15 protein-coding genes and 1 pseudogene are annotated in these 19,702 nt (G+C 72.6%); 9 read left to right on the top strand and 7 right to left on the bottom strand.

Annotation, left to right across the window (positions count from 1 at the left end; all coding sequences use genetic code 11):
• Positions 1–52: 52 nt before the first annotated feature.
• Positions 53–277 (top strand): annotated as a pseudogene (locus OG625_RS11830) (helix-turn-helix domain-containing protein); the annotation flags it as partial.
• Here the strand turns inward: OG625_RS11830 and OG625_RS11825 are convergent.
• A complete protein-coding gene (locus OG625_RS11825; RefSeq protein WP_329379097.1) occupies positions 245–1,162 on the bottom strand; it encodes an ADP-ribosylglycohydrolase family protein in 918 nt (305 codons plus the stop codon). The pseudogene OG625_RS11830 and the gene OG625_RS11825 sit on opposite strands and share 33 nt — an antisense overlap.
• Positions 1,163–1,179: 17 nt before the next feature.
• Between OG625_RS11825 and OG625_RS11820 the strand changes: the two genes are divergently transcribed.
• The 4 genes from OG625_RS11820 (at position 1,180) to OG625_RS11805 (ending at position 5,848) form a co-directional block, all read left to right on the top strand.
• Positions 1,180–2,049, top strand: a complete 870-nt coding sequence (locus tag OG625_RS11820) for a hypothetical protein (RefSeq protein WP_329379095.1) — start codon at positions 1,180–1,182, stop codon at positions 2,047–2,049.
• Complete coding sequence (locus OG625_RS11815; protein WP_329379093.1) at positions 2,036–2,161, top strand: hypothetical protein; 126 nt, start codon at positions 2,036–2,038, stop codon at positions 2,159–2,161. Before OG625_RS11820 ends, OG625_RS11815 begins: the two co-directional genes overlap by 14 nt.
• Positions 2,162–2,286: 125 nt before the next feature.
• Entirely contained in the window at positions 2,287–4,929 is a 2,643-nt protein-coding gene (gene glgP, locus OG625_RS11810) for an alpha-glucan family phosphorylase (protein WP_329379091.1), read from the top strand.
• Positions 4,930–5,347: 418 nt separating this feature from the next.
• On the top strand, positions 5,348–5,848 hold the full coding sequence (locus OG625_RS11805) for a hypothetical protein (RefSeq protein ID WP_329379088.1): 501 nt from the start codon (positions 5,348–5,350) through the stop codon (positions 5,846–5,848).
• Between the two features lie 89 nt (positions 5,849–5,937).
• On the opposite strand, the gene OG625_RS11800 is transcribed toward OG625_RS11805, so the two are convergent.
• The 3 genes from OG625_RS11800 to OG625_RS11790 all read right to left on the bottom strand — a co-directional run bounded on the left by OG625_RS11800 (position 5,938) and on the right by OG625_RS11790 (position 9,471).
• Complete coding sequence (locus tag OG625_RS11800; RefSeq protein WP_329379086.1) at positions 5,938–6,189, bottom strand: hypothetical protein; 252 nt, start codon at positions 6,187–6,189, stop codon at positions 5,938–5,940.
• A gap of 364 nt (positions 6,190–6,553) precedes the next feature.
• Complete coding sequence (locus OG625_RS11795) at positions 6,554–6,976, bottom strand: hypothetical protein (protein ID WP_329379084.1); 423 nt, start codon at positions 6,974–6,976, stop codon at positions 6,554–6,556.
• A 230-nt stretch (positions 6,977–7,206) separates the two neighbouring features.
• Entirely contained in the window at positions 7,207–9,471 is a 2,265-nt protein-coding gene (locus tag OG625_RS11790) for a M4 family metallopeptidase (protein ID WP_329379082.1), read from the bottom strand.
• A 382-nt stretch (positions 9,472–9,853) separates the two neighbouring features.
• Here OG625_RS11790 and OG625_RS11785 point away from each other — a divergent pair, with 382 nt between their 5' ends.
• Entirely contained in the window at positions 9,854–11,329 is a 1,476-nt protein-coding gene (locus tag OG625_RS11785; protein ID WP_329379080.1) for a sugar transferase, read from the top strand.
• 16 nt (positions 11,330–11,345) lie between these two features.
• Here the strand turns inward: OG625_RS11785 and OG625_RS11780 are convergent, their stop codons facing one another.
• The gene (locus OG625_RS11780; protein ID WP_329379078.1) at positions 11,346–12,299 is read right to left on the bottom strand and encodes a GDP-L-fucose synthase family protein; all 954 of its coding nucleotides are present in this window, start codon (positions 12,297–12,299) and stop codon (positions 11,346–11,348) included.
• 572 nt (positions 12,300–12,871) lie between these two features.
• Between OG625_RS11780 and gmd the strand changes: the two genes are divergently transcribed.
• From gmd to OG625_RS11765, 3 genes are all read left to right on the top strand, one after another.
• Positions 12,872–13,885 carry a GDP-mannose 4,6-dehydratase gene (gmd, locus tag OG625_RS11775; RefSeq protein WP_329379076.1) on the top strand — a complete coding sequence of 338 codons (1,014 nt, stop codon included), beginning with the start codon at positions 12,872–12,874 and terminating at the stop codon, positions 13,883–13,885.
• A 236-nt stretch (positions 13,886–14,121) separates the two neighbouring features.
• Positions 14,122–16,899, top strand: coding sequence for a CBM96 family carbohydrate-binding protein (locus OG625_RS11770; RefSeq protein ID WP_329379074.1), 2,778 nt, complete (start codon positions 14,122–14,124; stop codon positions 16,897–16,899).
• Between the two features lie 82 nt (positions 16,900–16,981).
• Positions 16,982–17,659 carry a hypothetical protein gene (locus tag OG625_RS11765; protein ID WP_329379072.1) on the top strand — a complete coding sequence of 226 codons (678 nt, stop codon included), beginning with the start codon at positions 16,982–16,984 and terminating at the stop codon, positions 17,657–17,659.
• A gap of 277 nt (positions 17,660–17,936) precedes the next feature.
• Here the strand turns inward: OG625_RS11765 and OG625_RS11760 are convergent, their stop codons facing one another.
• Together OG625_RS11760 and OG625_RS11755 are read right to left on the bottom strand one after the other, a co-directional pair.
• Positions 17,937–19,073, bottom strand: a complete 1,137-nt coding sequence (locus tag OG625_RS11760; protein WP_329379070.1) for a glycosyltransferase — start codon at positions 19,071–19,073, stop codon at positions 17,937–17,939.
• Positions 19,070–19,609: a WcaF family extracellular polysaccharide biosynthesis acetyltransferase gene (locus tag OG625_RS11755; protein WP_329379067.1), complete on the bottom strand. Its 540-nt coding sequence runs from the start codon at positions 19,607–19,609 to the stop codon at positions 19,070–19,072. The genes OG625_RS11760 and OG625_RS11755 overlap by 4 nt, the downstream gene beginning before the upstream one ends.
• Between the last annotated feature and the right edge of the window lie 93 nt (positions 19,610–19,702).

The raw sequence follows: 19,702 nt of genomic DNA, 5'->3' as shown, positions 1-19,702 counted from the left end.
TGGTGTGCGGGGGTCTTGGAAGATGTGGTCGAAAATGTCCTCGGCCGCGGTGAGCGTCGCCGCGACCATCCGCCTGCGCCGCCTCGACCGCTGCCGCGCCGACCTCTCCCGCCCCGAGCTGCTCACCCGCCCCATCGGCGCCATCGCCGCCCGCTGGGGCTTCGGCAGCGCGGCCGTCTTCAGCCGCGCCTTCCGCGAGGCGTACGGGATCACCCCGAGCGAGCAGCGCGCGAACGCGGCGGCGTCAGCCGCGGCGCCCGGGGGCGCGCAGCGGTAGTGGCTCGGCGCTGGCCCGCCACTCGGCCGGGACGGCGGCCAACCCGGTCCGGGCCGCGACCACACCGCCCACGATCGCGCACGTGGTGTCGCGGTCGCCCCACCCCTCCAGGGTCCGCCAGAGCGCCTCGGGCAGATCGTCCGGCTGCCCGGCGGCGCACCACAGGGCGAACGGCACGGTGTCCGGCGCCGAGATCCGCCACCCCGACCCCAGCCGCTCCGCCGCCTCCCGCACCGTCGTCCCCGCGGGCAACTCGGCCGCCACGAGGACGAGGTCCCGGACCTCCCCCTCCGGCACCAGGTCGGCCACCTCCCGCAGGAAGCCGGGCCGCTGCGGAGCCGCGCCGCCCCGGCCGGCCGCCGCCAGCGCGGCCGCGACCGCCACGGCGACCGCCCCGGCCACGGCCTGCGGATGCGCGTGCGTGGCCAGCGCCGAGAGCCGCGCCTGCTCCACCACCGCGCCGAGGTCGCGGTGGAACCAGGCCCCGAGCGGAGCCACCCGCATCGCCGCCCCGTTGCCCCAGGAGCCCTGCCCGCCGAACTGCTCCCCGGTGACGGTCCGCCAGTCCTCCCCGGCCCCGATCCGCTCCAGCACCTCGTGCATCGACGCCCCGTACTGGCGGTACGGATCCCGCGCGTACTCGGCGGCGAAGTCCCCGGCCAGCTCGCCGGGGCGGACCTCCCCGTGCCGGGTCAGGTGCCCGTACAGCACGAGCGCCATCGCCGCGTCGTCGGTCCACTTCCACGGCCCCGAACGCAACACCCGCCCGGCCAGCCACCGCTCCCCGGCCGCGGCATCCCGCACGAACCAGCTCTGCCCGAAGGCATCCCCGAGCACCAACCCCTCCAGGCTGTGCCGGGCCACGTCCACGCCTCGATCGTTCATATGGGCGACACTGCCACATGCGTATCGATGACCCGCAGGAATTGATCACGGCCCAACTTGCCTCTGCCGACCCCCGGATGCGGGAGGCGGCCGCACGGGCGGCGACGGTGACGGTGTGGCCCCCGGCGGCGGAACGGCGCCTGGCCTCCGCGCTGGCCGCGGCCGCCCTGCGGGAGGACGACCCGGACGCCCTCGCGGCGCTGCTCGACGCCCTGCCGTGCGTCGAACCGGCCCTGGACGACACCGAACTGCACCACCTCGCACAACTGCGTACGGAGTCGCCAGCCCTGGCGCGGCTGCTGGCGAGGGCGGCCCGGCTACAGCTCCACGGCCTGCCGGAGCCCGTGGGCGACGCGAAACGAGTCGTCGTGCGCACCCTGCGCGGCGCCCCTCACCCCGGGCTCGGGCTGCGCACCCCCGGCGGGGCGTGGGTGCGGCTGGAACGCATCGAGTTCGTCGGGCGGGAAGTCGACCTGCTGTCCCCCGGCCTGACGGCGCGGCTGACGCTGTCCGGACCCGGCGCGCGGGACCTGGCCCACGGCGACACCCTGGATGCCGACCCCGGCTCCCGGGCCCACGCGGCAGGGCTCCGCTCACCCGACCCCCGGGTGCGGGAGCTCGCCGCCAACGAGGCCTCGGACTGGCCGGACTCCTGGAAGCCGGAGGTCGGCCGCTACCTGTGCGGGGCGCTGGCGCTGGCCGCCGTACGGGAGCAGGACCCGGGCGCGATGGAGGCGCACCTGCACGCTCTGAACGAACTGGGCCGGTACCTGGACGAGCCGGCGTTCGCCGTGCTGCGCACCCTGGACCGCGCCGCGCTGCCCGAGGTGCTGTGGGAGTACCTGGACGACCTGCTGGAGGAGGACCGGCCCGATGCCGTTCGGTGAGACCAACCCCGCCATGGTGCGGGTGCTCGCCCGCGCCGACACCCGCGCCGTCCGGGAGGCCGAGATCCCGGAGACGCCGCGGGAGGTGGTGCGCCGCGGCTGGTCCGGCTGAGCGCGGCCACCGCTGAGGCGCCATGGTCGGGAGGGGGCGGGCTCGCTAGCCTTCCGGGGGTGATGCGAGGGTGCACAGCGTGGTGACCCCGCTCCGATCCGCAATCCCCTGCGAAGGTGGAACGTGTGAAGGCTATCCGTCGATTCACCGTGCGCCCCGTCCTCCCCGAGACCCTGCTGCCGCTCACCGACCTCGCGCGCAACCTGCGCTGGTCGTGGCATGCCGAGACCCGCGAACTCTTCCAATCCGTCGACCCCGAGGGCTGGCAGGCAGCCGGCGGTGATCCCGTCCGGCTGCTCGGGGCCGTCTCCGCCGCCCGGCTCGCGGAGCTGGCCGGCGACCGCCGGTTCCTGCGGCGGCTCGCCGTCGTCGCCGCCGATCTCGATGACTACGTCAACGGCGGGAGGTGGTACCAGGGACAGGAGAACGGCGCGGAGCTGCCGGCCGGGATCGCCTACTTCTCGCCCGAGTTCGGGATCACCGCCGCCCTGCCCCAGTACTCCGGCGGCCTCGGCATCCTCGCCGGGGACCACCTCAAGGCCGCCAGCGACCTTGGCGTTCCGCTCATCGGGGTGGGACTGCTGTACCGGCACGGCTACTTCCGGCAGTCGCTGTCGCGGGACGGCTGGCAGCAGGAGCACTACCCCGTACTCGATCCCAACGAACTCCCGCTCGGGCTGCTGCGTCAGGAGGACGGCTCCCCGGCGCGGGTCTCGCTGACGCTGCCCGGCGGACGGGCCCTGCACGCGCACATCTGGCAGGCCCGCGTCGGCCGCGTACCGCTGCTGCTCCTCGACTCCGACGTCGAGGACAACGACGCCGCCGCCCGCGAGGTGACCGACCGGCTCTACGGGGGCGGCAGCGACCACCGGCTGTTGCAGGAGATGCTGCTGGGGATCGGGGGAGTGCGCGCCGTGCGTGCGTACTGCGCGATCACCGGGCATCCCGACCCCGAGGTGTTCCACACCAACGAGGGGCACGCCGGGTTCCTGGGGCTGGAGCGCATAAGGGAACTGGAGCGGGAGCAGGGCCTCGGCTTCGACGCCGCCGTCGAGGCGGTGCGCGCCGGGACCGTGTTCACCACGCACACCCCCGTCCCGGCCGGGATCGACCGCTTCGAGCGGTCCCTGGTCGCCCGGCACTTCGGGGAGGGGGGCGAGCTGTCCGGGGTACCCGTCGAGCGGATCCTGGAGCTGGGCGCGGAGAGCTATCCCGGCGGTGACCCCGGGGTGTTCAACATGGCGGTGATGGGCCTGCGCCTCGCGCAGCGCGCCAACGGGGTGTCCACCCTGCACGGCGCGGTCAGCCGGGAGATGTTCGCTGGTCTGTGGCCCGGCTTCGACCCGGCCGACGTGCCCATCGCGTCGGTCACCAACGGGGTGCACGCGCCGACCTGGGTGGCGCCCGAGGTGGTGCGGCTCGGAGCCCGCCAGATCGGGGCCGGCCGGACCGAGGACGCGCTGTCGGTGGGCGGGTCCCAGCGCTGGGACGCGGTCGCCGAGATCCCGGACCAGGACGTGTGGGACCTGCGGCGGGTGCTGCGCGAGCAGCTGGTGCAGGAGGTACGGGACCGGCTGCGCGCCTCCTGGCGCCAGCGCGGGGCCGCCGAGGCCGAACTGGGCTGGGTGGACTCCGTACTCGACCCGGACGTGCTCACCATCGGCTTCGCCCGGCGCGTGCCCTCGTACAAGCGGCTGACGCTGATGCTGCGCGACCCGGAGCGGCTGCGCAGGCTGCTGCTGGACCCGGACCGGCCGGTGCAGATCGTGGTCGCGGGCAAGGCGCACCCCGCGGACGACGGCGGGAAGCGGCTCGTTCAGGAGCTGGTGCGGTTCGCGGACGACCCGCGGGTGCGCCACCGCATCGTCTTCCTGCCCGACTACGGCATGGCGATGGCGCAGAAGCTCTACCCGGGCTGCGACGTCTGGCTGAACAACCCGCTGCGGCCGCTGGAGGCCTGCGGGACCAGCGGGATGAAGGCGGCCCTGAACGGCTGCCTCAACCTGTCAGTACTGGACGGCTGGTGGGACGAGTGGTTCGAGCCCGACTTCGGCTGGGCCATCCCGACCGCCGACGGGCTCGGCGCGGACGAGGACCGCCGCGACCACCTGGAGGCGAACGCCCTCTACGAGCTGATCGAGGGCCGGGTCGCGCCCCGCTTCTACGACCGCGTCGGGCGCACCGGGCTCCCGGTGCGGTGGATCGAGATGGTCCGGCGCACGCTCGTGTCGCTGGGGCCGAAGGTGCTCGCGGGGCGGATGGTGCGGGAGTACGTGGAACGGCTCTACGCCCCGGCCGCGCGCGCCCACCGGGCCCTGACCCCCGAGGCGGCGCGCGACCTCGCCTGGTGGAAGGGGCGGGTCCGGGCGGCCTGGCCGCGAGTGGGCGTCGAGCACGTGGAGGCGCTGGCCGCGGCTCCCGTGAACGGCACCGCCGAGCTGGGGGCCACCCTCACCCTGCGGGTGCAGGTGTCGCTGGAATCCCTCGCGCCCGAGGACGTGGAGGTGCAGGCCTTCGCGGGGCGGGTGGACCCGCAGGACGTCATCCGGGACGGGCGGACCTTCCCGCTCAAGCCGGCCGCCGGTCCTGACCTGGAGGGGCGCTGGGTGTACGAGGGCCCGCTCGCCCTCGACCGCACGGGTCCCTTCGGCTACACGGTACGGATCCTGCCGGCGCACCCGCTGCTGGCGACCCCGGCCGAACTGGGCCTGGTCGCCGCCCCGGCGGACACGGACACGGACGCGGGGGGCGGCGTACTGCTGCGGTGACGTCGCGGCGCCAGGCCGCTTCTTCGGATCGGGCCGGTGCGGGTGCCGGCCCGGCCGGGTCCGGGCGCGCGCCGGGGCGTCTCCTCGGGCGTCGAACGGTTCGAGGGGTCGGTGGGCAGAGGGTGGTTGTGTTCGTCGCCCTGCGGGGACGCCCCGGCACACACCCGGCCCCGTCCGGGCCGGCGGGTACGGGCCTGATCCGCAGGAAACGGCCTCGGGGGGCGGACGGCGGGTCCACCAGCCGCCCGCCCTCCACCGCCGGAGCCCCCTGGACCGGGCCGGAGGCCACCCGGCCTCACGGGTGAACCGCGTGCGCGCCAGGCTCGACGAATCGTTTCGGCAGGGGGGTGCGCTCCTACGCTGCCCGCGGATGCCGGGCGGAACCGGCGTCCGCGGACCCGAGGAACGGACACCCCCCATGCGTCTTGGTACCACTGCCGCCGTGCTCGTCGGCGCCGTCGCGCTCGTCCTGCCCACTGCCGGGCCGTCGCTGGCCGACGGTCACGACGGCTGGAACCTGGGTGTGCTGCACTACCGGTTCCTGGACGAGGCCGGCGAGGAGCGCGACGGGCAGATCCGGCCCCAGGAGAACGACACCTGCTACGTGCTGACGCACACCTCCCGGGACGAGCCCGCCATCGATGTCAGGAACGACACCGAGTCGCTGGCCGTGCTCTTCGACAACCGCGGCTGCAACGGGGAGGCGGAGGTGGTGCTGGAGCCGGGCGAGCGGGTGCGGAACGTGGAGGTCGTCTCCGCCTTCTTCAAGCCGGTCGGGGAGGGCGGCAACGGCCACCACGACTGGAACGGCGGCAACGGCGGCGGCAACGGCGGCGGTGACGGGGACGGCCGGGGCGACTGGAACGGCGGCGGCGGTGACGAGGACTTCTTCGGCAGCGGCTTCGGCACCTTCCGCTGACCCGGCTCCCGCAAGGGCCCGGCCCCCGCGCCGCGGGGCTTCCGGGGCCCTCCCGTGGACGACCCGTACGTGCGTGCACGCCTACCCGGTCAGGTCCGTCCCGCAGGGCCGACGACCCCGGCCGAGAGCCACCGCACCACGTCCGCCGCCGAGTACGGCTCCGCGCCCGGGGCGAGCCTCGGCAGGAACGACAGGTCCTTGCCGATCGTCACCAGCGGAGGTTCCACCCGGCCGCCGGGCCGCCGCTGCGCCAGGCCGATGGTGGCCAGCAGGCCGTTGCACAGGCACTGGCGTCCCTTCGTGTCGGCCGCGTCCCCGCCCTTGCGGACGTACGCGGCCACCGGCTCGGCCGCACACCGGCAGCGACACGATGGCCAGCACCTCGGGGCGGCGCAGCGGGCCGGGCGGGGGGTCCTCCCCCTGGCTCCGCCGGGGGGACCCCCACCAGCGGTAGCCGGGGGAGTGCCCGGCGAGCAGCGCGGCCGGGTCGAAGAGGTGCTCCAGCGGGTTCACGTCGCCCTCGACGGCGATCTTCGTCACGCAGGGTTCGCAGCGCGCCAGTCGCGAGGCGAGGGCAGGGATCTGGCCGGGGACTCCCGCGCCCACGAGCACGTGGTCGACGCCTGCCAGGATCGCGCCGAACTCCCCCAGCTACCGCTGGGAGGTGCCCCCAGCGGGGGCGGTGGCCAGTTGGATCTTTTCCAGCTAGTTGATGCCGACGATGCCATCGTGTCCCTCCTTCGCGAGCCAGACCTCGACGAAATTGCCGAGGACGGTGAGGATTTCGGCCGGGGCCCCGCCGGTCGCGCGCAGCCGGGGGGTGGTCCGCATCGGGGCGCCCCCGCCCGGGCCGTCCTCGCGGAAGTAGCGGTCGAGCGCGGTCTGCGCGAGCTCGGGGAGCGGGAAGGCGGCCAGTGCGCGGCGGGCGTGCCCGCCCGGATCGCCGGTCTGCAGGACGCGGGCCAGTACGACGTCCAGCGCGGTCCCGGACACCACGCCCAGCTGTCCCTCCAGGGACACGGCCCTGGCCAGCCGCCGGCCGGAGACCCCGACGCCCATGCCGCCCTGGATCAGCCAGGGCCGCTGCGCGGCGGGCGCAGCAGGGACGTTCGGGGGGATCTGCGGCATGGGGGCACGTCCGTCACTCGGGGGGTCACCCGAACCTACGGTTGCGTAGGTTTGCTCGTTCCCAGTGTCCCCGTACGGGAGTGCGCGGGCCGGTGGCGAAGGTCCCCGGACCGGGGGCCCGTGGTCCCGTCCGGCCACGGGCCCATGGGACAGGGCCGCCCGGGGAGGTCTTCTCCCGGGCGGCCCCGTGTCTAACGGTTCAGCAGGTGCTCACTCGGCCCCGGTGGGGGTCAGAAGGTGAGCTTCCAGCTGTCGATCTTGCCGGTGTCGATGTTCGCGTTGTCGTTGACACGCAGCTTCCACACGCCCTGGGCCACCTCGGAGGAGGCGTTGACCGTGTAGGACTTGATGATGTTGTCGGTGCTGCTGCCGGTCCGGTTGTGCAGGTTGTAGAGGGTGCCGTCCGGGGCGACGAGGTCCACCTTCAGGTCACCGATGTAGGTGTGGAGGATGTTCACATCCACCTTGAGGGTGCTCGGCGCGTTGCCGGTGCGGTTCACGGTGACCGGCGATTCGACGGTGGAGTTGTCGCTGATCGCGTAGTCCGTGGTGTTCTCGAAGACGGTCTGCTGCTGGGTGCCGACCGTCCAGGTGAACGCCGCCGTGCCGGTCTGGTTCGCGGAGTCCGTCACCGTCACGGTCACGTTGGACGTGCCCGCGGTGTTGGCGGTACCGGTGATCAGGCCGGTCGAGGAGTTGATCGACAGGCCGGCCGGGAGACCGGTCGCCGCGTAGCTCAGGGCACCCGCGTTGGTGCTGGTGGCCTGGATCTGGAGGCTGACGGCGCTGCCCGTGACGGTGTTCTGGTTGCCCGGGTTGGTGACCGAGACGCCGTTCACGATGCGCGGGCCGACGTTGATGGCCGCCCAGGCGTTGGCCGCGTTGTTGTAGGTGGTCGAGCCGGCTCCGTAGAGGTCGGCCGCCGCCTGCAGGGTGGCCGTACGGGCCGCCGCGTAGTTGGTGTTCGACCGGAACAGGCCCGTGGTCAGCGCGCGGAACCAGATCTTCGAGGCGGCGTCGCGGCCGATCGCGGTGACCGGGAGGCCGTCGGAGGTCGGCGAGTCGTAGCTCACGCCGTTGACGACCTTGGCGCCCGAGCCCTCGGAAGCCAGGTAGTACCAGTGGTTGGCCGGGCCCGAGGAGTAGTGGACGTCGATCGAGCCGATGCCCGAGTACCAGGCGTCCTTGGACGAGCCGTCCTTGCTCGGCTTGTCCATGTAGCGCAGCGGGGTGCCGTTGCCGCGGATGTCGATCTTCTCGCCGACCAGGTAGTCGCCGACGTCCTGCGGGTTGTTGGCGTAGAACTCGACGGCCGCCGCGAAGATGTCGGAGGTCGCCTCGTTCAGACCGCCGGGCTCACCGCTGTACGTCATGTTGCCGGTGACCGAGGTCAGACCGTGGGTCATCTCGTGCGCGGCCACGTCGGTGGAGGTGAGCGGCTTGGCGTTGCCGTCACCGTCGCCGTAGGTCATGCAGAAGCAGGAGTCCTGCCAGAACGCGTTCACGTAGTTGTTGCCGTAGTGGACGCGGCTGTACGGGGAGACCCCGTCGTTGCGCAGACCGTTGCGGCCGTGGACGTTCTTGTAGTAGTCCCACGTCACCTGCGCGCCGTAGTGCGCGTCGGCGGCGGCCGTCTCCAGGTTGGCCGGCAGGCCGTTGCCCCAGATGTCGTCCGTGCCGGAGAAGAGGGTGCCGGTGCCGGAGGTGGCCCGGTTGAGGTTGTTCGTCTTGTGGCCGCCGCGGGTGGCGTCGTTCAGCGTGAAGTTGCTGCCCGACTGCGAGGTGCCGATGGTCACCTGGCCGCTGTACATGGTGTTGCCGGTGCCGGTCTCGACGGCCTGCCACTCGGTGATCTTGGCGCCGGTCTTGGCGTCGGTCACCACGTGGAGCTCGCTCGGGGTGCCGTCGTGCTGCATGCCGCCGACGACGGTCTCGAAGGCGAGGACCGGAGCGCCCTCGGCGGCCCAGACCACCTTGCGGGCGTTCTTGGAGGGCTTGGCGTCCTTGGCACCCTCGGCGTTGGCGGCGGATATCGCCTGGCTCTCGGCGGCGGCCGGGGTGACCGTGGCGGTGGTGTCCACCTTGATCTCGTGGTGGGTCGCCTTCGTCACGCTCTTGGTGACGCCGTCCTTGGCGTGGATGGTGAGGTCACCGCCGAGGACGGGCAGACCGTCGTAGGTGCGCTCGTACGTGGTGTGCGTGGTGCCGTCCGCGTCCTTGACCACGTCACGGACGACGAGCTTCTCGCCACTGCCGAGGCCGAGGGTCTTGGCGGCCTGCGCCGTGGTCGAGTTGGCCTCGGCGAGGAGCGTCGCACGCTCCGAAGCGCTGAGTTTGAGGTTGGCCGCGCCCGGATTGGACTTGGCGGCCGCGGGTGCCTTCGACGCGGTGGCGTCGGCGGTTGCGGAAGTGGCCTGTATGCCGACGGCGAGCAGGGCTGCCGCGGCTACGAGCGCGCCGACCGCAGTGGCACGCCTTTGGGGGGTGGGACTCAACGCAGACTCCTTCTGCAAGGGGGGTTCCGGATGGCTGGGTGGGCCTCCGGGCAGATCAGGGCTGGTGCGATGAACGGTCGAAGAGTGCCACCCGCGGCGATTAATGTCAGGACCGCGTCAAATGATTGGCCAAAAACGGTTCGTTGTCCGAAGAGACATATCCGGTATGCGGACTGTTCACATGTGCGTGCATGCCGGGGCGCCCAGCATTCGGAACAACTGGTACCGGTTGCTAACACTTGGGCAACGAGAGGCCGTGTTGCGGCAAACGGCATTAACCGTACTGGCGTTTGTCGTACTGTTTCTCGGTGCGACAGATGTCCGTTGCCCGGGGAAGCCGTGGACACTCGCCACTGTCATAGACCACGTGCCAGGGGGGCCCATGAGGCATGTCCATATTCCTGCGCAAAGAGTGGCCAAGACGGCCCGTGACTCCTTGGTGCCCGCGCGGCACCTCGGCGACAAGGCCCGTTGGTACCTGCCCGCCGCCCTCGCCGCCGACTTCCTCGGAGCCGCGGTACCCGTAGCCCTCGTCTTCCAGGCCGCCCAGCAGGCACGACCCCTCTCCTGCGCCCTCGCCGCCGCGCTCGCGTGGACCGGGGTGCAGGCGCTGCGCCGGCGGTACGCGACCCGGGTCCTCGGGGAGTCCCGCGGAGTGCTGCCCGTCGTACACGACTGGCTGATTCTGATCGGCGTTCTGGCCGTGGCCCGTGTGGTGACCGAGGAGTCCACGCCGCGGCTGTCCGCCCTGGGCGCGCTGCTGCCCGCCCTCCTCATCACCGTCGCCTGCCACAAACTGACCTACCGTCACCTCACCGCCGCCCGCCGCGAGGCCCACGCGGTCAGCCGCGTCCTGGTCGTGGGCGAGCCCGACGCCGCCGAGGACGTCATCGCGCACCTCGCCTCGCGCACCGACCACCCCTACGTGGTGGTCGGCGTGGTCCCGGTCGGCGACGGCCCGCTCGCCAGCGGGGTGCCCGTGGCCGCCCGGCTCGGCGACGGCATGCCCAAGGCCTCGAACGGCGACTCCGCCGCCGTGCTCGGCGCCGTCCACGACCTCCACGCCGACCTGGTGCTGGTGGCCCCCGGCGCGCGGATCTCGGGGGAGCGGCTGCGCCGGGTCGCCTGGGCCCTGCACGACGCCGGACTGGAACTCGCCGTCTTCCCGGGACTCGTGGAGATCTCCGTCAAGCGGCTGGAGACCCTCTCCGCGGGCGGGCTCGCCGTCCTGCGGGTCGCGCCGCCGGTCAGCCGGGGCGTTCAGCCCCTGCTCAAGTCCCTCCTGGACCGGGCGGGCGCCGCGGCCGGACTGGTGCTGCTCGCACCGCTCTTCCTCGGGATCGTCCTCGCCATCCGCTTCGGCTCGCGCGGCCCGGCCTTCTACCGGCAGAGCCGCATCGGCCGCGACGGTGCTCCGTTCACCATGTGGAAGTTCCGCACGATGGTCGTGGACGCCGACGCGCTGAAGGCCGAACTGTCCGGGGCCAACGAGAACGACGGCCTGATGTTCAAGATGCGCCGCGACCCCCGGGTGACCCGCGTGGGCCGGCTGCTGCGCCGCACCTCGATGGACGAACTGCCCCAGCTGATCAACGTGCTCACCGGCCACATGTCGCTGGTCGGCCCGCGCCCGCCGCTGCCGGAGGAGGTGGCGAAGTACGACGAGGTCGAGCTGCGCCGGCTCACCGTGCGGCCCGGGATGACGGGGCTGTGGCAGATCAGCGGGCGCTCCGACCTGTCGTGGGACGAAACGATCCAGCTCGACCTGCAGTACGTCGACAACTGGTCCTTCACCAGTGACGTCGACGTCATGGGCCGTACCCTCCGCGCCGTCGTCGACGGTCGCGGAGCGTACTGAAGGGCTCCGGGTGGGATCAGCCGTGCTGCCCGCTCTGCTCGCGCCACCACCGGTAGGTGGAGGCGATGCCGTCGCGCAGCGGGATGCCCGGCTTCCAGCCGAGGGAGGTCAGCCGGCCGACGTCCAGCAGCTTGCGGGGCGTTCCGTCCGGCTTGGAGGTGTCCCAGGCGAGCCGGCCGCGGAAGCCGGTCACCTCGGCGACCGTCTCGGCCAGTTCCCTGATGGTCAGGTCCTCGCCGCAGCCGATGTTGACGGGCTCGTCGCCGTCGTACGAGTTCAGCAGCACGGCGCAGGCCGCGGCGAGGTCGTCCACGTGCAGGAACTCCCGGCGCGGGGTACCCGACCCCCACAGGGTGACCTCCTCGCGGCCCTCCGCGGCGGCCTCGTGGAACCGCCGGATCAGGGCGGGCAGGACGTGCGAGGACTCCAGGTCGAAGTTGTCGCCCGGACCGTAGAGGTTCGTGGGCATCGCCGAGATGTACGAGGCCCCGTACTGCTTGCGGTACGACTGGACCTGCACGATGCCGGCGATCTTCGCGAGGGCGTACGCCTCATTGGTCGGCTCCAGGGGGCCGGTCAGCAGGGCGTCCTCGTGGATGGGCTGCGGGGCCAGCTTGGGGTAGATGCAGGACGAGCCGAGGAACAGCAGCCGGCCGACGCCCGCGGCGTGCGAGCCGGCGATCACGCTGAGCTGGATCCGGAGGTTCTCCTCCAGGAACTGCACCGGGTACGTGCTGTTCGCCATGATGCCGCCGACCTTGGCCGCGGCCAGCACGACCGCGTCCGGGCGGACGTCCTTCAGGTACGCCCCGGTCGCGGTGGCATCCCGCAGATCGAGGTCGGCGCGGACCCGGGTGAGCACCTCGTGGCCGTCGGCGGTGAGCCGCCGGGCGACCGCGGAGCCCACGAGGCCGCGGTGTCCCGCGACGAAGACACGGGCGTTCGGGGGCAGGAGAGGCGTACTTGTCATACCGCCGATGATGCCAGTCCGCTCCCGCGGGGGTGCTGCCCCGGGGTCCCTTGCCGTCGCGCTCCCGCGCGGGTGGCGGCCGGCATTCGGCCGGCCCGGCTGCGCAGCCGGAGATGCCTGCGCCATGCCTGCGCCGGGCCTGCGCCGGGCCGGGTGGGCCGGGTGGGCCACGCGCTCGGCTGCGCCGTTGCGTTCCGCGCGGGTGGGCAGGGTCGGTTCCGCGGCTCTGCCGCGCCGCGGCGGGGCCGGCGGGCCAGGTGCCGCGCTCGGCTGCGCCGTTGCGCTCCCGCGGGGTGGGGTGGCGGCGGGACGGCGGTCCGCGCGAGCCCACGCGCCCGGTGCATACCCCGGGGGCCGACCGCCGGGTGGGCGCGCAGCGCATCCGGGCGGGACCGGCGTGTACGGTACGCATCCAGCCCCGCGTTCCTGCCGGACCGGCCCGCCCGAAGACCGCGACCGCCGGGCCACGGCCGCCACGGGGCCGCAGGAAGCCCGTACACCCGTAGCCCCCGGCAGGGGCTCAGTACGACGAACCACGACGCACAAAGCGCAACACATCCCTGGGGGACCGCATGGGCAAGACCGCACTGATCACCGGCGTCACCGGACAGGACGGCTCGTACCTGTCCGAACTGCTGCTCTCCAAGGGCTACACGGTGCACGGGCTCGTGCGGCGGTCCTCCAGCTTCAACACGGAGCGCATCGACCACATCTACCAGGACCCGCAGACCGCCAACCGGTCCTTCGTCCTGCACCACGCCGACCTCTCCGACGGCGTCGCCCTGGTGAACCTGCTCCGTGAGATACGCCCCGACGAGGTCTACAACCTCGGCGCGCAGTCGCATGTCCGGGTGTCCTTCGACGCCCCGCTCTACACCGGCGACGTGACCGGCCTCGGCGCGCTGCGCCTGCTGGAGGCCATCCGGGCCAGCGGTGTCGACACCCGCATCTACCAGGCCTCGTCCTCCGAGATGTTCGGCGCCACCCCGCCCCCGCAGAACGAGGGGACCCCGTTCCACCCGCGCAGCCCCTACGGCGCCGCGAAGGTGTTCGCGTACTGGACCACGGTGAACTACCGCGAGGCGTACGACATGTTCGCCGTCAACGGGATCCTCTTCAACCACGAGTCCCCGCGCCGCGGAGAGACCTTCGTGACCCGCAAGATCACCCGCGCGGTGGCCCGCATCAAGGCAGGCCTCCAGGAGAAGCTCTACCTCGGCAACCTCGACGCCGTCCGTGACTGGGGCTACGCCCCCGAGTACGTGGACGCGATGTGGCGGATGCTCCAGCAGGACGAGCCCACCGACTACGTGGTCGCCACCGGTGTCGCCGCGACCGTCCGGGAGTTCGTCGAGGCCTCCTTCACCCACGCCGGTCTCGACTGGAACGAGCACGTGCGCTACGACCCCAAGTACGAGCGCCCCAGCGAGGTCGACGCCCTCATTGGAGACGCCTCCAAGGCCCAGGAGTTGCTCGGCTGGAAGCCGACGGTCCTGGTCGCGGAACTGGCCCAGATCATGGTGGACGCCGACATCCGCCAGGTCGAGGACCAACTGGCGGGCGCGACGGTCCGCATCGACCGCTGAGGCCTTATATTTCGCCTACGATTTGCCGTGTCCCGGTCACTCCGTCAGGAATGACCGGGGCAAACCTGCCGTATGTCCGAAGTGCACCCTCCATGCGGAACCTGTTGATTCCAACTTGGTATGCAATGGGTCAAGCAAGGTGACCGGGCCGTTTCGCGCGCCCTAGTCTGCGCCTGTACATATGGCTGTTCGGATAGTTCCAGCCATCAAAACCGGGCTGTTGCCCTGGGGGGCTCATGCGTAGATCCAGAGGGCTGACTGCTGCCCTCGTCCTGTCACTGGCCGGTGCCGGCACCGGAATAGGCCTGGTGCTGATGCCGCAGGCGTCCGCCATCACGGCGCCAGTGGCGTTCACCGCCGACGAGCTGCCCACGTGGCAGCCGAACGGCATCGTCTGGGCGATGGCCCAGGCCAACGGCACCGTCTTCGCCGGCGGCACCTTCTCCGCCGTGCGCCCGCCCGAGGGCACCGCCGGGGCCGAGCAGGAGGCCGTGAACTTCGTCGCGCTGGACGCCGCGACGGGCAACCCCACCTCCTGCAAGCTGGCCTTCACCATCGGCGACGGCACCGCGACCGTGCGCACGCTGGCCGTCTCGAAGGACAACAAGACCCTCTACGCGGGCGGCTCCTTCGGCGCCGTCAACGGCACCCCGGTCTCCAGCCTCGCCGCGATCGACATCGCGAGCTGCACCCCCAAGGCCTCGTTCCACCCGAGCTTCCCCGCCACCGTGCGCGCGCTCGCCGTCACCGACGACACCCTGTACGCGGGCGGCGACTTCACCTCCGTCGAGGGCCAGACGCGCGAGCGGTTCGCCGCGATCGACGCCGGCTCCGGAGCGCTGAAGCCGTTCGTCGCCAACGTGGACGAGCCGGGCCGCGCGGTCGAGGTCACCCCCGACGGCAAGAACGTGCTGCTCGGCGGCGACTTCTTCACGGTCAACGGCAAGAACAGCCACGCCCTGGCCGTGGTCGACGCCGGCACCGGCGCGGTCACCAAGACCTACACCAACATCCCGTCGAACTCGGTCGTCAAGGACATCTCCACCGACGCCACCGGCTTCTACACGGGCAACGAGGGCTCCGGCGGCGGTGTCTTCGACGGCCGCATCGGCCTGAACCTGAGCGACTTCAGCGAGAAGTGGCGCGACCGCTGCCTCGGCGCGACCCAGTTCGTGCTGCCGTACCAGGGAGTGCTCTACAGCTCCTCGCACGCGCACAACTGCGAGACCGAGCTGGAGTTCCCCGACGGCAAGCGGCACTTCCTGCTGGCCCAGCCGACCAACCACGAAGGCGCCGCCCCCGCGCCCGCGGACGGCTTCGTCCGCGGCCCCGGCAAGCTCGGCTGGCACCCCACGGCCAACGACGGACTCGGCGAGGGCATCGGCCCGCGCGTCATGGCCGTGGCCGAGAAGAGCGACGTCAAGTACATGTGGGTCGGCGGTGAGTTCACCCTCATCAACGGCAAGGCCCAGCAGGGCCTGACCCGCTTCGCCTCCACCGGCGACCGCGGCGCGCCCACCAGCCCGGTGGTCAGCGTCGGCAGCGTCAAGCCCGGCGAGGCCCAGGTCCGCTGGCGCACCAGCTACGACGCGGACGACAGCAAGCTGACGTACCGCATCTACCGCAACGGCTCGGCCACCCCGGCCGCCACCGTCACCGCGAACTCGCTGGAGTGGGAGCGCCCCCAGGCCTCCTGGACCGACACCACGGTCAAGGCCGGCCAGACGTACACCTACCGCGTGACCGCAACCGACGCGGCGGGCAACACCAGCGCCCTGTCGGCCACCGCCTCGGCGACGGTCCCGACCGCGGTCCACGGGTACCCGAACCAGGTCCGCGCGGACGGCGCCCAGATGTACTGGCGTTACGACGACACGGTCAGTCCGTACGTCGCCGACTCCTCCAACAGCGGCAACAACAGCGGCCTCCAGCACAACGCCCCGGCCCTGCGCCAGTCGCCCGGCGCCATCTCCGGTACCAGCACCGCGATGGGCTTCAACGGCACGAGCCAGAAGCTGCACAGCGACCGCCGCCAGACGGTCGGCAGCTCCTTCACCATCGAGACCTGGTTCAAGACGAACTCGGTCCGCGGCGGGAAGCTGATCGGCTTCGGCAACAACACCACCCGCAACAGCGGCTCGTACGACAAGCACATCTACATGACCAACACCGGTCGTCTGGTCTTCGGCGTCTACAGCGGCGGGACCAAGGCCATCACCACCGGTCTGTTCGAGACGTACAACGACAACAAGTGGCACCACGTGGTCGCCACCCAGGGCCCCGGCGGCATGGCCCTGTACGTCGACGGCCAGAGCAAGGGCACGCTCAACGTGACCACCTCGCAGGCCTACGCGGGCTACTGGCACGTCGGCGGCGACAACCTCGCCAGCTGGCCGAACCGCCCGACGAGCAACTTCTTCGCCGGGCAGCTCGACGAGACGGCCGTCTACCCGTCGGTGCTCACCCAGGCCCAGGTCAAGAACCACTTCGACCTGGCCACCGCCCCCACCGACACGGTCTCCACGGTCAAGGCGACCGAGGACACCTACATCAACCAGGGCGCCCCGAGCACCGCCTACGGCACGTCCACCTCGCTCGCGGTGCGCGGCACCTCGGCGTACGAGTCGTACCTGCGCTTCAACCTCCCGGCCGCCCCGGCCGGTCAGGTCCTGAAGTCGGCCTCCCTCCAGTTCAAGACCACGACGCAGACGGGCGCCGGCACCGCCGACACGGTGTCCGTGGTCCCGGTCACCGGCACCTGGAGCGGCGCGGGCACCACCTTCAACACCAAGCCCACGCTCGGCACCACCCCGCTCGGCAGCATCGCGAGCGTGCCGGACGGCTCCGCGGTCCAGAACGTCACGCTGGACACCACCGCGCTCTCCGCGGTGCTGGGCAGCAGCTACAGCCTGGCCCTGACGAGCACGGGCACCGACCCGCTGTGGCTCTGGTCCTCGGAGTCCACCGCGGCGGAGGGCGCCCCGCAGCTGGTGCTCACCTTCGGCGCGAAGTAGCCGTAGGAGCGGGGCCCGGCCGCACCTCGGCCGGGCCCCGCACCCCTGTCAACAACCAGCACGTAAGTACGGGAGCCACCCGATGTACCGACGCTCCGCAGCGGCTGCTGTTCTGCTGGCCGCCGCCCTGACGCTGACCGCCTGCAGTTCGGACGGGGACAAGGCCGACTCCGGCGCGGAGGCCAAGGCGAAGCCCCCGGCCTCCTCGGCGGCCCCCGACCCGGCGGACACCCCCGCGCCGTCGGCCGACCCGAACGCGAAGCCGGCCGGCCCCGTCCTGCCCGACGCGAAGCTCACCCCGAAGACCGGCACCTTCACCGCGCAGGAGAAGCAGTACCTGAGCGGACGGGTCCCGGAGAAGATGGACCCGGCGGCCGTCCTGCAGAGCGGCCAGGAGGCCTGCCAGCGGGTGGCGCGCACCGCGAAGCACGACAAGGACGCGGCGACCGGATCGATCATCGCCGGGGAGATCGCGGGCGCGAAGGACGCCATCAACCACCTGTGCCCGGAGCAGAAGCCGATCCTCGCGGCGGCCGAGAAGGGCTTCCCGGACGGCACCCGCCCGTCGCCCGCGGCGGGCACGTACCGGGCGCTGACGCAGGCCACGACCTGCAAGTGGGAGGCGAAGGGCAAGGACGGCACGGTCCTCGCCGCGAGCCCCGAGGCCGCGCCGCAGCCCGGCGACAAGATCACGGCCACGATCCCGGCGGGCACCGCCGAGTTCAACTCGGTCGGCTGCTACGCCTGGATCCCCGCGTAGTCCAACTGCCGTCGGCCTCCTGGGGCTCCGCCCCAGACCCTCCCCCAGACTCCGTCCGGGGGGACCTCCACGCCTCAAACGCCGGCGGGGCTGGAATCGCCCTCCGGGCAACCAGCCCCGCCGGCGGCATTTCCAGCCCGTCCGGCGTTCGAGGACCGGGCTCGGGCGGAGCCCGCTTCTTTCAGCCCCGCCAGGGGGCACCTCCCAGCGGTAGCTGGGGGAGTTTGAGGCGCGGGTCCGGGCGGCGCCCGGGGAACGGTGGAAGGGCGGGGTGGGGCTAGCCCCGCAGGGCCCCTTCGTACACCGGCAGCAGCGTGTCCAGGACCGAGTCCATCGAGAAGGCGGCCCCGGCCAGCTCGCGCGCCGCCCCCGAAGCGGAGCGGTTGGCCGCAGGGTCCAGCAGGGCCAGCACCGCCGACGCGACACCCTCCGCACCCGGGTCCACGACCCGCCCGGCCCCCGCCCCCTCCACGTCACGCGCCAGCCCGTTGGAGCGCGTCACCACCGACGGCACGCCCACCGACAGCGCCTCGAGCACCGACATCGGGAACGGCTCGTCCACCGAGGGCAGTACGTACACGTGGGCGCGCCGCAGCTCCGCCAGAACCTCCCCGCTCGACAGCGCGCCCGGGACGGTGAAGCGGGACGCGAGACCCAGGGCGTCGATGCGCGCGCGTACGCCCGCCAGCTCGCCCTCGTCCGGGCCCGCGACCACGAAGTGCGCGTCCGGGTGCACGGCCAGCACGGCCGGCGCCGCGTCCACGAAGTCCACCGGCCGCTTGCGGGCCTGCAGGCGCGCCGAGTACAGGATGCGGGGAGGGCCGCTCAGCGGGGGCCGCTCCTCCTGCGCCGGGGTCCCGTTCACGAGCCGTACGGCCCGCGCCAGCGGCATGCCCACCACCGCGTCCAGGCCCTCCCGTTCGTACGGGGTCAGGTACAGCACGGCGTCCGCGCCGCGCAGCACCCGGCGTACGGCCACCGCGTCCAGCACCTTCGCCAGCAGCTTCTCGCTCGGGTCCACCATCCCGTGGGTCTGCAGCACCAGCGGCTTGCCGGCCCGCAGCGCCGCCAGGGCCACCGGCAGGGTCACCAGGTCCCGCGCCAGGTGGACGTGGACCACGTCGGCCTCCCGCACCAGGCGGCCGGCCGAGGCCAGCAGCGCGGGCGAGGTCATCCCGCTGAAGCCGAGCGGCAGCAGCCGGCGGGCCGGGAACAGCTCCGCGGGGACCCCTTCCACCTCCGTCGGCCACGGCTCCCCGAAGCCCTCGCCGAGCGCCAGCAGCCGCGCCTCGTGACCGCGCGCCCGCAGCCCCTTGGCCAGGTTCAGCGCGACCCGGACCGGCCCGCCGAAGGCGTGCGAGGGGGAGTGCAGGGTGACGGCGTGCAGGACCCGGAGGCTCGAACCCGTACTCACTTCGGCTCCTTGACCGGGCGGCGCCGCCCGTCCTGGGTCTGCAGGGTCAGCTCGGGCAGGTCCCGGTGCACGACCGAGCCCGCTCCCGCGACCGCGCAGCGGCCCACGGTCACCCCGGCCAGCACGGTAGCCCGCACCGCGACCCACGCGCCGTCCTCGACGGTGATCGGGGCGTTGCGGTAGCGGAAGTCGGCGGCCCGGTGGTCGTGCGAGCCGGTGCACAGCAGGGCTTCCTGCGAGAGGCACACGTTCGCGCCGATCGTCACCGGCTCCAGGTTCAGCAGCCAGGCGCCCTCGCCGATCCAGGTGTGGTCCCCGACCGTGAGTTTCCAGGGCCACAGCACCCGCACCCGGTGGCGGATCAGCACGCCCTCGCCGATCTTCGCCCCGAAGGCCCGCAGCAGCGCGACCCGCAGCCGCGCCGGGCAGAACCAGCTCATGAACAGCGTGTTCATCACGGCGAACCAGAGCGCCTGCGTCAGCCGCCCGCGCCCCTTGTCGTATCCGGCCAGCGTGAAGGCAGGAAGGTCACGCAACTGAAGCCCCGATCATCTCCACCCCGGCGCCTCCCCGGGCGCCGCGCGCTCAGACTAGACTGCGCGCGGATCAGGCACATGGGGTGGGGGCGG

Origin of the sequence: Streptomyces sp. NBC_01351, assembly GCF_036237315.1 — a bacterium.
In the GTDB taxonomy this organism is placed as follows: domain Bacteria; phylum Actinomycetota; class Actinomycetes; order Streptomycetales; family Streptomycetaceae; genus Streptomyces.
Note: the sequence above shows the minus strand (reverse complement) of the source record. Positions and strands in the feature narration are given on the sequence as shown.